The 15,732-nt window shown below is 53.9% G+C and carries 11 protein-coding genes; 4 read left to right on the forward strand and 7 right to left on the reverse strand.

Features of this window, described 5'->3' with window-relative positions; genetic code table 11:
* Positions 1-2: 2 nt before the first annotated feature.
* A complete protein-coding gene (aceE, locus tag SGBXF1_RS20340) occupies positions 3-2,666 on the reverse strand; it encodes a pyruvate dehydrogenase (acetyl-transferring), homodimeric type (RefSeq protein WP_061807927.1) in 2,664 nt (887 codons plus the stop codon).
* Positions 2,667-2,836: 170 nt separating this feature from the next.
* Positions 2,837-3,601: a pyruvate dehydrogenase complex transcriptional repressor PdhR gene (gene pdhR, locus SGBXF1_RS20345; protein ID WP_037416788.1), complete on the reverse strand. Its 765-nt coding sequence runs from the start codon at positions 3,599-3,601 to the stop codon at positions 2,837-2,839.
* Between the two features lie 633 nt (positions 3,602-4,234).
* Here pdhR and SGBXF1_RS20350 point away from each other — a divergent pair.
* Positions 4,235-5,614 carry an amino acid permease gene (locus SGBXF1_RS20350; RefSeq protein WP_037416785.1) on the forward strand — a complete coding sequence of 460 codons (1,380 nt, stop codon included), beginning with the start codon at positions 4,235-4,237 and terminating at the stop codon, positions 5,612-5,614.
* Between the two features lie 66 nt (positions 5,615-5,680).
* Here SGBXF1_RS20350 and SGBXF1_RS20355 read toward each other — a convergent pair whose 3' ends face one another.
* Genes SGBXF1_RS20355 through SGBXF1_RS20365 form a run of 3 tightly spaced genes read right to left on the reverse strand, consistent with a single transcriptional unit; the run spans position 5,681 to position 10,256 of the window.
* On the reverse strand, positions 5,681-6,919 hold the full coding sequence (locus SGBXF1_RS20355) for a cytochrome c (RefSeq protein ID WP_130382008.1): 1,239 nt from the start codon (positions 6,917-6,919) through the stop codon (positions 5,681-5,683).
* Positions 6,916-7,470, reverse strand: coding sequence for a (2Fe-2S)-binding protein (locus tag SGBXF1_RS20360; RefSeq protein WP_037416779.1), 555 nt, complete (start codon positions 7,468-7,470; stop codon positions 6,916-6,918). The genes SGBXF1_RS20355 and SGBXF1_RS20360 overlap by 4 nt, the downstream gene beginning before the upstream one ends.
* On the reverse strand, positions 7,467-10,256 hold the full coding sequence (locus tag SGBXF1_RS20365; protein ID WP_186427453.1) for a xanthine dehydrogenase family protein molybdopterin-binding subunit: 2,790 nt from the start codon (positions 10,254-10,256) through the stop codon (positions 7,467-7,469). The genes SGBXF1_RS20360 and SGBXF1_RS20365 overlap by 4 nt, the downstream gene beginning before the upstream one ends.
* Before the next feature lie 205 nt (positions 10,257-10,461).
* Between SGBXF1_RS20365 and SGBXF1_RS20370 the strand changes: the two genes are divergently transcribed.
* Positions 10,462-11,046, forward strand: coding sequence for a nucleotidyltransferase family protein (locus SGBXF1_RS20370; RefSeq protein ID WP_186427454.1), 585 nt, complete (start codon positions 10,462-10,464; stop codon positions 11,044-11,046).
* A gap of 7 nt (positions 11,047-11,053) precedes the next feature.
* Complete coding sequence (locus SGBXF1_RS20375; RefSeq protein WP_037416773.1) at positions 11,054-12,106, forward strand: XdhC family protein; 1,053 nt, start codon at positions 11,054-11,056, stop codon at positions 12,104-12,106.
* Here SGBXF1_RS20375 and SGBXF1_RS20380 read toward each other — a convergent pair.
* Positions 12,030-12,896, reverse strand: coding sequence for a helix-turn-helix domain-containing protein (locus SGBXF1_RS20380; RefSeq protein WP_061807923.1), 867 nt, complete (start codon positions 12,894-12,896; stop codon positions 12,030-12,032). The genes SGBXF1_RS20375 and SGBXF1_RS20380 overlap by 77 nt on opposite strands.
* 170 nt (positions 12,897-13,066) lie before the next feature.
* Positions 13,067-14,713: a class I fumarate hydratase FumA gene (gene fumA / locus SGBXF1_RS20385; protein ID WP_186427455.1), complete on the reverse strand. Its 1,647-nt coding sequence runs from the start codon at positions 14,711-14,713 to the stop codon at positions 13,067-13,069.
* 440 nt (positions 14,714-15,153) lie between these two features.
* On the opposite strand from fumA, the gene SGBXF1_RS20390 reads away from it, so the two are divergent.
* Positions 15,154-15,666 (forward strand): SprT family zinc-dependent metalloprotease, encoded by a 513-nt coding sequence (locus SGBXF1_RS20390; RefSeq protein WP_061807921.1) that lies wholly within the window; start codon positions 15,154-15,156, stop codon positions 15,664-15,666.
* The last annotated feature ends 66 nt before the right edge of the window (positions 15,667-15,732 follow it).

The raw sequence follows: 15,732 nt of genomic DNA on the forward strand, positions 1-15,732 counted from the left end.
TCTTATGCCAGACGCGGGTTAACTTTTTCTGGGTTGATGTCGAATTTCTTAATCGCATCAGCTACCACAGAAGCTTCGATTTCACCGCGTTTAGCCAGTTCACCCAGTGCAGCAACCACAACGTAAGAAGCATCAACTTCAAAGTGGTGGCGCAGGTTTTCGCGGCTGTCTGAACGACCGAAGCCGTCAGTACCCAGTACGCGATAGTCGCTGGCTGGAACGTAAGTACGAACCTGTTCTGCGAACAGCTTCATGTAGTCGGTAGACGCAACCGCCGGCGCATCGTTCATCACCTGAGCAATGTACGGTACACGTGGGGTTTCGGTTGGGTGCAGCATGTTCCAACGCTCACAATCCTGGCCATCACGCGCCAGTTCAGTGAAGGAAGTCACGCTGTAGATGTCAGAGCCAACACCGTAGTCGTCAGCCAGGATCTTCGCCGCATCACGTACGTGACGCAGGATAGAACCTGAACCCAGCAACTGAACCTTACCTTTGCTGCCTGCCAGAGTGTCCAGCTTGTAGATACCTTTACGGATACCTTCTTCTGCACCCTGTGGCATTGCCGGCATGTGGTAGTTTTCGTTCAGTGTGGTGATGTAGTAGTAGACGTTTTCTTGCGCGTCACCGTACATGCGGACCAGACCGTCGTGCATGATCACTGCCACTTCGTATGCGTAAGCTGGATCGTAAGAGATACAGTTAGGGATAGTCAGAGACTGGATATGGCTGTGGCCGTCTTCGTGCTGCAGACCTTCACCGTTCAGGGTGGTACGACCGGAAGTACCGCCGATCAAGAAGCCGCGCGCCTGTTGGTCGCCTGCTGCCCAGCACAGGTCACCGATGCGCTGGAAACCGAACATCGAATAGTAGATGTAGAACGGAATCATTGGCAGATCGTTGGTGCTGTAGGAAGTCGCTGCGGCCAGCCATGAAGATGCTGCGCCCAGTTCGTTGATGCCTTCCTGCAGGATTTGGCCTTTCTCGTCTTCTTTGTAGTAAGCAACCTGCTCACGGTCCTGTGGAGTGTACTGCTGACCGTTCGGGCTGTAGATACCGATCTGACGGAACAGACCTTCCATACCAAAAGTACGCGCTTCGTCGGCGATGATTGGAACCAGGCGATCTTTGATCGACTTGTTCTTCAACATCACGTTCAGGGCACGCACGAAGGCGATGGTGGTAGAGATTTCTTTGTTCTGTTCTTCCAGCAGTGAGCTGAAGTCTTCCAGTGCCGGCATTTCCAGTTTCTGGGTAAACGCTGGCAGACGGGTCGGTACATAACCTTTCAGTGCCTGACGGCGTTCGTGCAGGTATTTGTACTCTTCAGACTCTTTCTCGAAGGTGATGTATGGCAGTTTTTCGATGTCTGCATCGGCAACTGGCACATTGAAACGATCGCGGAAGTGGTGAACCCCTTCCATGTTCATTTTCTTCACCTGGTGAGCAATGTTTTTACCTTCCGCGGTTTCACCCATGCCGTAACCTTTGATGGTATGGGCCAGGATAACGGTTGGTTTGCCTTGGGTGTCCTGCGCTTTTTTCAGTGCAGCAAAGACTTTCTTCGGATCGTGACCACCACGGTTCAGCGCCCAGATCTCGTCGTCGGTCATGTCTTTGACCAGCGCAGCGGTTTCTGGGAAGCGGCCGAAGAAGTGCTCACGTACATAAGCGCCGTCTTTGGATTTGAAGGTCTGGTAGTCGCCGTCCAGGGTTTCGTTCATCAGTTGGATCAGCTTGCCGCTAGTATCTTTACGCAGCAGCTCGTCCCAACGACCACCCCAAATGACTTTCAGTACCTGCCAGCCAGCGCCAGCGAAGATGCCTTCCAGTTCATTGATGATCTTGCCGTTACCGGTGACCGGGCCATCCAGACGCTGCAAGTTACAGTTGATGACGAAGACCAGGTTATCCAGCTTCTCACGGGTAGCGATAGTGATCGCGCCCTTGGATTCTGGCTCGTCCATCTCGCCATCGCCCAGGAAGGCGTAAACGGTTTGAGCAGAGGTATTCTTCAGGCCACGGTGTTCCAGATATTTCAGGAACTTCGCTTGATAGATGGCGCTGATTGGACCCAGACCCATAGATACGGTCGGGAACTGCCAGAATTCAGGCATCAGTTTAGGATGCGGGTAAGAGGACAAGCCTTTACCGTGAACTTCCTGACGGAAGTTATTCATTTGGTCTTCGGTCAAGCGGCCTTCAAGGAAGGCACGTGCGTAAACGCCTGGAGAGATGTGGCCCTGGAAATAAACCAGATCGCCGCCATCTTGCTCGTTGCGTGCACGGAAGAAGTGGTTGAAGCAGACTTCATAGAAGGTCGCAGAAGACTGGAAGGAAGCCATGTGGCCGCCCAGGTCCAGATCTTTTTTGGAAGCACGAAGAACTGTCATTACCGCGTTCCAGCGAATAGCGCTGCGGATACGACGTTCAAGATCCAAGTTACCTGGGTAAGCAGGCTCGTCTTCCACCGCGATGGTGTTGACGTAGTTGTGAGCTGCAGCACCGGCTGCAACACTAACACCGCCTTTACGGGCTTCACCCAGAACCTGATCAATCAGAAACTGAGCTCGCTCAACACCCTCTTCACGGATGACCGATTCGATCGCCTGCAGCCAGTCGCGGGTTTCGATCGGATCCACGTCATTGTTTAAACGTTCTGACATGGTGGTATTCCTTATCTGTCTAATGGTTTGTTTTGGAGCCTGTCTTCCTGTGTTCTGAGGCAAAACACACGAAGACAGGCCCATCAGTTTAGTTGCCGCTTACTTAAATGCTTAATTAAGCACTTCGAACGTAAACCCTGCAGGCTGGTGTGCCCTGAAGAGAACCGCTCTTAATCCTTGCGTTGCTGGAGACGCCGCAGCGATCTCTCGCGTCGGGTATGCTCCCGACTGAGATCCAGCAAGATTTCCTCGATAAACGCCAAATGGCGGTGCGAGGCTTCACGAGCTTTTTCTGGCTCGCGTGCCACAATCGCCTCAAAAATTCCGGCGCGGTGGCTGCTCACTTTTGCCAACATCTCACGGCGCGAGTAGAGCAATTCAAAGTTCTGACGCACGTTCTGTTCCAGCATCGGCCCCATACAGCGCAGCAGGTGCAGTAACACAACGTTGTGGGCAGCTTCGGTCACGGCGATTTGGTATTGCATGACCGCGTCGGCTTCGGCGTCGAGATCGCCGCTGTCCTGGGCCTGCTGAATCACAATGTGGCAATCGCGGATGCGTGCCAGATCTTCGTCAGTACCACGCAGCGCCGCATAATAGGCAGCAATGCCTTCGAGGGCATGACGGGTTTCTAACAGATCGAATTGTGATTCAGGATGGTCGGCCAGCAGTTCAGCCAGCGGATCGCTGAAGCTCTGCCACAGATTAGTTTGTACAAAGGTGCCACCGCCCTGACGGCGCAGGAGCAGCCCTTTAGCTTCCAGGCGCTGGATGGCCTCTCTCAGAGAAGGACGGGAAACATCAAATTGTTTCGCCAGTTCGCGCTCCGGTGGCAGTTTCTCGCCTGGGCGCAGTGTTCCCTCGAGGATCAGGTGTTCGAGCTGTTGCTCGATAACATCTGACAACTTGGGTTGGCGGATTTTGCTGTAGGCCATGGGTGAATTCTTCTCTGCGAATGGCGCGGAGTCAATTGGTAATACCAATTTCAAAAACGTGACGGTAAAGTAACAAAGTATTCACCTCCTGTCCATATGGGCCTTGATCGAAATCAGGTTACCCGCACATTTTAACACCTCAATTCCAGACCTGCTGCAAACCGCTAACGCACGCTTGGTAATACCATTTACGCGGTAGGTTCTTGATTTAACTTTTGCGAAACCTTCCAGCCAGCAGACTGAGGCATTAAAGGCAGGATTTTACTGCATGTTTATTAAGCTTTAACGAATACCTATTTGCATCGCAAAAGGTGCGTTTAACCGGTTAATACTTCGCCACCGATAACCCACCCTCTCTAAATTATTTTTGCGCATTATGTGAGTTATTGCTTATTTCATGCATTGAATCCCCCCTGCCGTCACACAACCCGCATTTTGTTTCCTAAACTGCTGAAATCTTAATCACTCACAACACAAAGCAGGTGCAAACTGAAGCGCATAACATTATTCTTTGCCAAACGGTAGCGGCTCCGTGGAATTAATAGATATAACGCCGTAAATAAAACAAAACACACATCGTAACCACTGCTTTACAGCATGTGAGTAATTCTGCAACGACAGAGGGTTTCATTAATGGATGGTCAACAGCATGGCGACCAGCTGAAACGCGGCCTAAAAAATCGCCACATTCAGCTTATTGCTCTAGGGGGCGCTATTGGTACCGGGCTATTTCTCGGTATCGCGCAAACAATAAAGATGGCCGGCCCGTCGGTTATTCTCGGCTATGCCATTGGCGGCTTTATCGCATTTCTGATCATGCGCCAACTGGGTGAAATGGTGGTGGAAGAACCGGTTGCCGGCTCTTTTAGCCACTTCGCCTATAAATACTGGGGCAACTTCGCCGGCTTCGCTTCCGGCTGGAACTATTGGGTGCTGTACGTATTGGTTGCCATGGCGGAACTGACCGCAGTCGGTATCTATGTGCAGTACTGGTGGCCCGAGATCCCTACCTGGGTATCTGCGGCTGTGTTCTTCCTGGCCATTAACGCCATCAACCTGGCCAATGTGAAGGTATATGGCGAAATGGAGTTCTGGTTCGCCATTATCAAAGTCGTGGCAATTATCGGCATGATCGTATTCGGTGCCTATTTGCTGTTTAGCGGCATGGGGGGCCCAGAAGCCACCGTTACCAATCTGTGGGCACAAGGCGGGTTCTTCCCGAACGGCATCATGGGGCTGGTGATGGCAATGGCAGTGATCATGTTCTCGTTCGGTGGCCTGGAACTGGTAGGCATCACCGCAGCAGAAGCAGACAACCCGCAGAAAAGCATTCCTAAAGCGACCAACCAGGTGATCTACCGTATTCTGCTGTTCTATATCGGTTCACTGGCAATTCTGCTGTCACTGTATCCGTGGGGCAAAGTGGTAGAAGGCGGCAGCCCGTTCGTGCTGATCTTCCATGCATTGAACAGCAATCTGGTGGCAACGGTGCTGAACGTCGTGGTGTTGACTGCTGCGCTATCGGTGTACAACAGCTGTGTTTACTGTAACAGCCGCATGTTGTACGGCTTGGCTAAACAGGGTAATGGGCCGAAAAGTTTGCTGAAAGTTGATGGCCGCGGCGTGCCAGTCATTGCGATTGCCGTCTCCGCAACGGCCACCGCATTCTGCGTGCTGATTAACTACCTGATCCCTGGTCGCGCCTTCGAACTGCTGATGGCACTGGTGGTTTCGGCACTGGTGATTAACTGGGCAATGATCAGCCTGGCGCATCTGAAGTTCCGCGCAGCCAAGAACCGCGAAGGCGTTGAGCCGAAGTTCAAAGCCTTCTGGTATCCGTTCAGCAACTACCTGTGCCTGGTGTTTATGGCCGGCATTCTGGTGATCATGTACCTGACGCCGGGGATTCAAATCTCGGTGTTGCTGATCCCAGTCTGGGTGGCGGTACTGGCTATCGGTTATGCCGTCAAGCAGCGTAGCCAGCGCGCAGTAAGCGCAACCAACCGCGGATAAGCTTCCCCAAAACAAAATGGCCCGCAGATTGATCGTCTGCGGGCCATTTTTTTAGCTTAACTCCGCCTATTTATGACGTAATGCTTTCACCTGCTCGGCAGTCACATCCGCCGGCAACCCGCCCCAAGTCACACGCAGGTAGTTCACCAATTCCGCCACCTGCGCATCATCCAGCCGGTCACCAAAAGCAGGCATACTCTGCATGCTTTCTCCGTTAGGGAATTGCTGTGCCGGTAAACCGTCCAGCACTGAGACGATCAGGTTTTTAGCATCCGGTTGACGCAGCGTGGCGTTATCACGCATAGCCACCGCCACGTGCGGTTTACCCTCGCCTTCACGCGCATGACAGCCCGAACACTGGTCAAGATAGCTGATACGCCCAGCGTCACTACCCTCGCCAATTTTTACCGGCACGGCAGCCGGCGGCTGTTCTCCCATCAGATAGGTCGCCAGCGCTTGATGGTCTTCCGGCGTCAGGTGACGGGTACTAAGATCCACCACCATATGCATCTCGCTGAAGGCGGAACCCTGCGGTGCAAGGCCTGTCGCGAGGAAACGACTCAGGTCGTCCGGTGTCCAGCCGCGCTGTGCCAACCCGTGCGGAGTGATATTCGGTGCCATAAAGCGCCCAAGATCACCGCCCTGCATAGGTTTACTAAGATCCATTTGGCCCAGCATACCGCGTGGCGTGTGGCATTCCCCACAGTGGCCCAGCGTATCCGCCAGATAACGGCCGCGTTGCCACTGGGCTGAAGCCCCCTGCGAGCTGGCCGGCAGCGGATCCTGACTGCGGAACAACAAATTCCAGCCAATCAGCGCCATGCGTTGGTTGAACGGGAATGGCATAGCGTTTTCTGGAATGGCGACATCTACCGCAGGGCGAGTCATCAGGTAGGCATAGATGTCATCGGCATCTTGGCGTGACATCCCTTTATACGAGGTATAAGGCATCGCCGGATACAGATGACGACCGCCCGGTGCCACGCCCTGGGTCACCGCCAGGAAGAAGTCGTCTTTGGTCCAGCGACCAATACCCTGATCGGCCGAAGGCGTCAGGTTACTGCCATAGATCGTGCCGAACGGCGTATCCAGCGGATACCCCCCTGCCATTGGCGCGCCACCACTAGCGGTATGACAGGCAGCACAGTCGGCGGCCTGAGCCAGATAGCGGCCACGGGTGATCTGTTCAGTGCTGGCGGTTACCTTCTGTACCGGGCCGTCGTAATGGCGATTTTCACGCCACCACAGCACGGCGACGACGATAATCACCACCAGCAGGAACAGCAGTGCGAGACGTTTTTTCATTGCGCCGTCTCCTTCACCAGGCCAGGGGTTTTCAGCACCACGTCGCGTACCGCTTCGTAGTAACGCACATAGCCGGTGCAGCGGCAGATATGACTGTCCAGCGCCTGTTCAATGGCGCTTTCCAGTTGATCGCGGGCAATCGGTTCACGTTTAAGCTTTTCCACGAAAATGGTGGCAGCGTTGACAAAGCCCGGCGTGCAGTAGCCACACTGGAAGCTGTAATGCTCCAGGAAAGCCTGCTGGATCGGCGAAAGCTCAACAACCTCGCCTTGTTCATCCACCTTGGCGTGACCTTCGACGGTGCGCACTTTCTTGCCGCTGAAGAAATGCGCGCCGGTGATACAGGTACGCACTTCCTCACTCGTGCCGCTCGGGTGATCGACAATCGCCACGCAAGCGTGGCAGATCCCCTGCCCGCAGCCAAGACGCGAACCGGTCAGATCAAGATATTCATGCAGGAAATCAATCATCATCAGCCCTTCCGGCACGTCGATCGGGCCGTACTGCTTTTCATTGATGGTCAGGGAAATCGGCTGGGTTTTAATGCTCATTGTAATACCTCACGAATATTTTCTGCACGAACGGGCAAATCACGGAAACGGTGGCCGGTAGCGTCGGCGATGGCGTTCACCAGCGCAGCAACCACTGGGATCATCACAACTTCAGCCATCCCTTTTGGCGGATCGGTTTCCGACAGCGCGGGCAGGATGTCATCGGTCTGTTTCCAGACCGCCACATCGCTGGCACGCGGCAGGTGATAACGGTTAAAGTTCCAGGTACCGTTACCTGGCCCGTCCTCGTACAGTGGTAAATATTCGTGCAGCGCATGGCCAATCCCCATCGCCAACCCGCCCTGCAATTGACCGGAAACCAGTTCCGGCACAATCAGGTTGCCGCACTCCATGATGGAATGGTGGTTCAGCAGCTCCACCTGGCCGGTTGCGATATCCACCGCCACCTCCGCCAATGTTCCAACAGCACTGTAATAAGTAACCGCAGCGTTATTGCGCTGGGTCGGTGGGTAATAGGCCTGATTACGTGGCAGCGTCTTAAATTCACCGTTGGCATTGCGTACCGCCAGCCCGTCAATGGGTAGACGTTCACTATTACCACTCAGGGTGAAGTCCGCTTCCGCCCACTGCCAGCGGTTAAACACATGTACCGCTGCACCGGTGATGCCCCCCATCTGGTAGGCTTTTTTCGCCAAACGCTCCAGGCTCAGGACTTCCAAACCGGCGGCGGTCAGACCACCTTCCACCCAACGAGCGTCTTCTCGACGGACCACCAGTGGTGCGGCCTGACCACCACCGATACCGGATTGCCAAATGACCATCGCCGCCGGCCACAGGCCATGGTCGAATATCAACCGCGCCGCTTCGCGTGTGCTGTGAGAGAAGTAAAATGCCGAGTTACTGGCGCTGGACGGCGAGCAATAGCTTGGTGTCCAGGCTGGGTTGGCTTGCAACTTGTCCTGTTCGGCCTGCGACATGATATAAGGATCGCCGCTGGTGACCATTGGCAGCACTGACCAATCGGTCACCGAGAAGTGTGCCTCATCTGCCGGTTTACCCAGCCACTGAGCACACAGCACCGACTGCGAGGTCGACATCCCGGTCCCCATCTCCGCACCGCTGTGATGCAGCATGATGCGCCCATCTTCCGCCAATTCAACACGGGCGAACGAAGTCTCGGCGCCGGTACCGAAGTCTTTTTGCACGCAACCGAAGCCAACGCCATAACGTTTACCTGGGTGCCGGCTTTCAAATTCCGCCTTACGCTGGGCACGTTGCAGCCATATCTCATGTTTCGCGGCCTTCTCCAGCACTTCATCAGCACGAATGGCACCCGCCGGAATCGCACCCTGGGTATTTTTCATGCCGGATTTCAATACATTGCGCAAACGGAACTCAATCGGGTCGATCTTCAGTTCGGCAGCCAGTTCATCCACCATCATCTCGGTGGCAGCCATACTTTGCAGCGTGCCGTAACCACGCGCCGAACCCGCATCTATCGCGCGTGAGGCCAGCCCCACCGCCGACAAATCGCTTTTCGGGAAGTAGTAAATCGACTGTGCGGCGGTTGCCGCCACCATCACCACCGACGGCGTAAAGTTGCTGCGACCACCGCCGTCTGCCGTCATCTCGCCGTGGAATGATTGCAGTACACCGGTCTGCCTGTTCACCGCAATACGGTAATTCATGTCGAAGGCATGGCGCTTTAGCGCGGTCTGGAACTGTTCAAAACGGTCATTGGCCAGGCGTACAGGACGCCCATCACCGTACATTGCCGCCACCGCGCCGTAGTACGGGAAGTTATAGTGATCTTTCGAACCGTAACCGACGGTGTAGCACGGGTGCAAAATCAGTTGTTTCACCGGCGGATTATGCTTAGCCAACATACGTGGCATTTCATCGGCCACTTCCTGCGGTGATTGGGTCGGTATCACCAGATGCAAAGTCTGCGTCGCTGCATCGAACCAACCGTTCGCGTTGTCCGGCTCCAGCGCGGAAGTATCCACTGACTGTGTCGTATAGCGGCGCGACATCACCAGCCAGTCTTCAGGTGGCGTTTGCAGTTCATTGGCGATCATCCCGGCGTAATACATGCCTTCCTGATCCAACTTGCCGCCTTCGCGACCTTCCGGCCAAACCGGCAGGTGTTTCTTCATCGAGACAGGGAAAATCGGCGTGTCTTTCAGGCTGGAGAAGCGATCGTCGTCAAACGGCTTATCTCCCCCTACGCGCACATAGCGGAAGGTCCCCCAAGGATCACGTTGCAGCGGGCCGGTTTCCGCCCCGTATTTAAGGGTTTCCTCACGGAATTTCAGCTTGTCTTTGGCGAAGCGGAAACGCGCAAAATCGTGATAAATCAGGATTGCCACGGCTTGGCCGAGGTAGGCTGGGGTTTTGCCAACTGGCAACAACATGTCATCGCCGTAGAACGCAGGGAACGCCAAGCCGTCACGTGCCAGATCCTCCGCCGTTACCAGTCTGTCGGGTTGCAGATCGTCCCCCAATAATGAGAGATCGATCCCTTCAAACAGCCGGTCGGCCTTGGTGACGCGTAGAACGAAGGCATGTGCCTGTTGCTGTGGCCAGTGCGGCATATCGACCGCACGGATGTCACGAGCAAACACTTTTTGCCCCATCACTTTCGCGCGACCATCAATACGGAAGCGTATACGCTTTTCATGAGCATCCCAGTTCGGGGACTGGAGGATTTTTTGCTCAAACAGCGCGGCATAAGCGCGGCTGTACAATGGCGCGAGGTATACGGATACCCCCGCTATCACGGCGCTTTTGATAAAGCGACGCCGCGACGGGTTGAAATTGCTCATAAAAAAGTCCTTTGCATTTTTATTGTATTTTTGTGTTCAGCGGTGTTGTTGCGCAAACGCTGACGACCTTGCCGTAGACGTCATAAGCATATGCTTATAACCAAAATTATGTGATGATTAACATGTTGTTTTCAACAAAAACACATCTCAAAAACATATATTTTTAGTAAGGTAATAAAAAGTTGCGCAAATTCGAGCGTGGAAGATGACAGCAGGCATACTGATCGCTGCCGCCGGACGTGGGGAACGCTTCTCACAGGCAGGTGGCGAAGGCAATAAATTAAATGCTGCGTTTGTGGATGATGCGGGTCAACAACGCCCGCTATTTGAGCAGACACTGCGTCAGGCCCTGTCTTCTGGCCTGCCGGTATGGGTGGTCACGCGACCGGATAATCTGGAAGTGCAACAGATTTGCGCCACTTATCAAGTTGCGACAACGCTGCTCGCCAGCCCCGGCCTTGGCGATTCCATCGCTGCGGGGGTTAACGCGACGCCGCACTGGCAGGGCTGGTTGATACATTTGGCGGATATGCCTTTCGTCACGCCCGCCGTTTTCCAACAGGTGGCCATCGCTTTGCAGCAACACGCGATTGTTCGCCCTAGTTTCCAGCAACAACCGGGCCACCCGGTCGGTTTTTCCGCTCTATTGCGCAAACAACTGGGCCAATTGCGTGGTGATAATGGAGCGCGAGAGCTACTTAAAGGGCAGCCAGTGTATCTGCTCCCTTTTGAACAGCCCACTGTCGTGCAGGATATTGATCTTCCGTCACAGCTACCGGTCAGCGAGTAAATCAACTATGCAACATCTCGATATCACCGTGGTCAGCCAGGCGATAAACTGGCTGAAACAGCAACCGGTGTGGCTGTGCACCGTACTGAGCACTTATGGCTCTTCGCCACGTTCGCCAGGAGCATTACTGGCGGCGACCCAAGATGGGCATTATTGCGGTTCGCTGTCAGGCGGCTGTGTAGAAGAGGATTTTCTGCGGCGTGTGGCGGCCGGAGAGTATCAGGCTGCCAGCCAGGTGATCCGCTACGGTGAAGGCGGAATGGAACCGAATGTTGCGTTGCCCTGTGGCGGCGTGTTGGAAGTGTTGATTGAGTATTTACCGACCGGTGACGAGAGTATTGGCTATCTGACCACCATCGCTGGCGCCCTCAATGGTCATCACGCGCTGATAAAACGACTGACCTTACCCGATGCTTGCAGCAACCTGACACTGACCGATTTTGCCAGCACCACCCAAGTCGAACGCCGTGGCCCGCAAATCACTCTGCATATCGCCGCAGCGCCGCGTTTGCTGATCGCCGGGCTATCCAGCGTAGCGCTGTACTGTGCTGACTTCGCCAGCTCATTGGGTTTTGAAGTGCTGGTCTGTGAGAACCGCCCAGAAGCGCTGGATAATTTCGCCCCACAACTCAGACCCAACGTTACCTTGTTGCGCCAGTTCCCGGCTAAATTTATTGAAGATGGCGGCTGCCATGCCAATACCGCGATAGTGGCGTTAACGCACGATCCGCGCATGGATGATCTGACACTGATGGAGGCGATTCATACCCCGGCCTTTTATATTGGTGCCATGGGGTCATTGCGCAACAGCGCGCGACGCCGCCAGCGTCTGCAGCAAATTGCCGAATTCAGCCCACAAGAGTTGGAGCGTATTCATGCTCCAATCGGTTTGCCGCTGGGCAGTAAGACCCCGGCGGAAATTGCGCTGGCGGTAATGGCGGATATTGTGCAACAGAAAAACCGTACTCCTGACGTACGCTCACTCAACCAAGAGGTGTCACTGGTACCAGATGCTGGAGCTCAAGATGCAGCTCCTCCCGCTCATTCAGTGAATAGTTGAACATCGTCATGTCTGGCCCTTCGCGACGGGCCAGGCCGAGTTCCGGTAATGCCTGGGTGTAAATCTGCACCACGTGGTCATGCAAAGCGACAGGCTTGCCGGAGTAGCAAAATCGGCAATAATCGCCGTAGATTTCTGGCAGCGGCTCGAGGCCCGCATCGTCACTGACCGGGTAATCCGCTGCAACACCGAGAACATACTCAACCCTGACCTGCTCCCCATCCGGAATAAACTCGGTAAGTGCATAGGTCAACACTGGCCGGCTAGCCACCGATGCATAAAATCTCTCTCTGATTTTACTGCGGATATGCAGATGCGATTTATCAAGATCGGCAATGTCCAGATGGTAAGCGTAGCTTTTGCCTCGGATTGCATACTGGCCTTTGGCGACCTTAATGCAGTCAACTTTGATGTCGCCAGGCTGGCTGACAGACAATGAACGCACCAGATGGCTGAAGTCCTGCTTGCGGGCATGGCGGTAAACACTGGGAGATTCGGCAAAGTGCTTCTTGAAGCAACGAGAAAAAGTCTGTTGGTTATCAAATTGATATTCAATAGAAATATCAAGAATGCTCTTGCGCGTAAAACGTAAGGCGAAGGCAGCAAGATACAAACGACGGGCGCGAATATAGGAAGCCAGCGACAGATTGGTCTGCGTTTTGAACATTCGCTGCAGATACCATTTCGAGTAGCCTGATTTGGCAGAAACGATATCCAGTGACAGTGGGTTAGTCAGGTTGTCTTCAATCCAGACCAGCAACTCCCTGATATGATTTTCCTGCGTTTCCATGTGTTTGCCGAACCTTCTATTCCAAATATGCCTTTATGCGTGTGTTACTGCTTAGCGCGTTAGGGTATACAGGTTAAAAGGTTGCGTCCAGCGGGCTACAGGACTTTACACAGGAACCTCACTCGCAGATTACTTACCGCCCGCCGCCGGGCGATAAGTATTTACAGAGGTTATTTCACGCAGCGTGAACACTGACCGGCCTGGATCTTCTGGAAGAAGTCATTGCCTTTATCATCGACCAGAATAAACGCCGGGAAATCTTCCACTTCGATTTTCCAGATCGCTTCCATCCCCAACTCCGGGTATTCGACACAGGTCAGACTCTTGATGCTCTGCTGCGCCAATACCGCCGCGGGGCCACCGATACTGCCAAGATAGAAGCCACCGTGCTTGTTACAAGCGTCGGTCACCTGTTGGCTGCGGTTACCTTTCGCCAGCATAATCATACTGCCGCCGTGCGATTGCAGCAGATCAACATAAGAGTCCATACGCCCAGCCGTTGTCGGCCCCAGCGAACCCGATGCGTAACCGTCCGGTGTTTTGGCTGGGCCAGCGTAGTAAATCGGGTGGTCCTTCACGTACTGCGGCAAACCTTCACCCATGTCCAGGCGCTCTTTCAATTTGGCGTGTGCGATATCACGGCCCACGATAATAGTGCCGCTCAACGACAGACGGGTGGATACCGGGTATTGCGACAGCTGTTTTAGGATCTCTGCCATTGGGCGGTTAAGATCAATTTTAATCGCCTCACCTTCCCCGGCCTGACGCAGCTCCTGCGGAATAAACTTGCCCGGGTTATGCTCCAGTTTTTCCAGCCAGATGCCATCGCGGTTGATCTTGCCTTTGATATTACGGTCAGCGGAACAGGAAACCCCCATGCCTACCGGGCAGGATGCGCCATGACGCGGCAGACGCACCACGCGGATGTCGTGCGCAAAGTATTTGCCGCCAAACTGTGCACCCAACCCGAGGTTCTGCGCCTCTTTTAGCAATTCCTCTTCCAGCACCACATCGCGGAACGCCTGACCATGTTCGTTACCTTCGGTCGGCAGGCCATCGTAATACTTAGTGGAGGCCAGCTTCACGGTTTTCAGCGTTGCTTCGGCAGACGTCCCACCGATAACAAATGCGACGTGATACGGCGGACAAGCCGCGGTACCCAACGTACGCATTTTCTCGACCAGATAGTCTTTCAGCTTGCCCGGTGACAGCAGCGCTTTAGTCTCTTGGTAAAGATAGGTTTTGTTGGCTGAACCACCGCCCTTGGCGATACACAGGAATTTGTATTCTTCACCGTCTACGCTGTAGAGATCGATCTGTGCTGGCAGGTTGCTGCCAGTGTTGACCTCGTTGTACATATCCAGCGCAGCGTTTTGCGAATAACGCAGGTTGTCTTCGATAAAGGTGTTGTACACCCCACGTGATAATGCCGCTTCGTCACCGCCGCCGGTCCAGACGCGCTGGCCCTTTTTGCCGACGATAATTGCAGTCCCGGTGTCCTGGCAGGTCGGTAAAATACCCTTGGCGGCGATTTCTGAGTTACGCAGAAATTGCAGCGCAACGTACTTGTCGTTTTCGCTGGCGTCCGGATCCTTGAGGATATCGGCCACCTGCTGCTGGTGCGCTGGGCGCAGCATGAATGAGGCGTCATGGAACGCGTGTTGGGCAAGGAGGGTTAATGCTTCGGGGGCTACTTTCAGGACTTCCTGGCCTTCAAACTCGCTCACTGAAACGTGATCGCGGCTCAACAGATAGTATTCGGTATCGTCTTTCTTCAGCGGGAACGGATCTTGATAATGGAACGGTTTATTCGACATTGATCTCTCACTTGCAACATCAGCTGCGTTAAATTCACACTTACTCAGCCAGCTCGGGGCAGGCCGCGTCAAAAAACTCCCTCCACCTTACGTATTTTTAATCAGTCGGTTATTGCGCTAAATCGCATAATAACCCCTGTGTTAGCAAGGCATTGTTCAGGGCGCTTTCCAATCTTATCTGTGAGCACTGCGGGTACAGACTCAGCATGTACGGTTTATTATCCCGCAGTTAACACATTGATTACAATCCATCGGTGTCGATCAGGTTATCAATGCGGTGAGAAATCTGCCGGGAACAGTTTTGAACGCGGATTGCAGCAACGCAATTAGGGAAGAGCTCCTGGGATCCTCTAAATGACGCAGCCAACACAAAAGCAGCGTCAAATATGTTGGGAATACGCTTATTGCCAGCCGACGCGCCATTGCTTAAGCTAGCCACAATGAACAAAGTAAGAATCCCCATTGCGCTACAACAAGCGGTGATGCGCTGTCTGCGAGAAAAATTGCAGCTGGCCCGTCAGCACTTTTCCGTCGAGTTCCCGGAGCCCAAAGTTGTTTACCAACAACGTGGTACCAGCGCGGGTACGGCCTGGCTGCAAGCTTGGGAAATCAGGCTAAACCCGATATTACTGATGGAAAACCAGCAAGCGTTTATCGACGAAGTGGTGCCTCATGAACTGGCGCACCTGTTGGTATTTCGCCAGTTTGGCCGCGTCCCTCCTCACGGCAATGAATGGCGTTGGATGATGGAAAGCGTATTGCAGGTACCTGCCAGCCGTACTCATCAATTTGAGATTGCCTCAGTACAGAGCAAGACCTTCCCCTACCTGTGCGATTGCCAACAGCACCAGCTTACCGTGCGTCGCCATAATCGGGTGCTGCGTGGTGAAAGTGAATACCGTTGCCGTCAGTGCGGCGAAAAGCTGAGATTTAACGCTAACGATCCCCTTTAACGAAACGATTTATACGTTAAAACAAGTAAATATCGTCATTTGCTACTACCGTAAACTTCCGCTACC

Origin of the sequence: Serratia grimesii (genome assembly GCF_900186025.1) — a bacterium.
In the GTDB taxonomy this organism is placed as follows: Bacteria; Pseudomonadota; Gammaproteobacteria; order Enterobacterales; family Enterobacteriaceae; genus Serratia; species Serratia grimesii.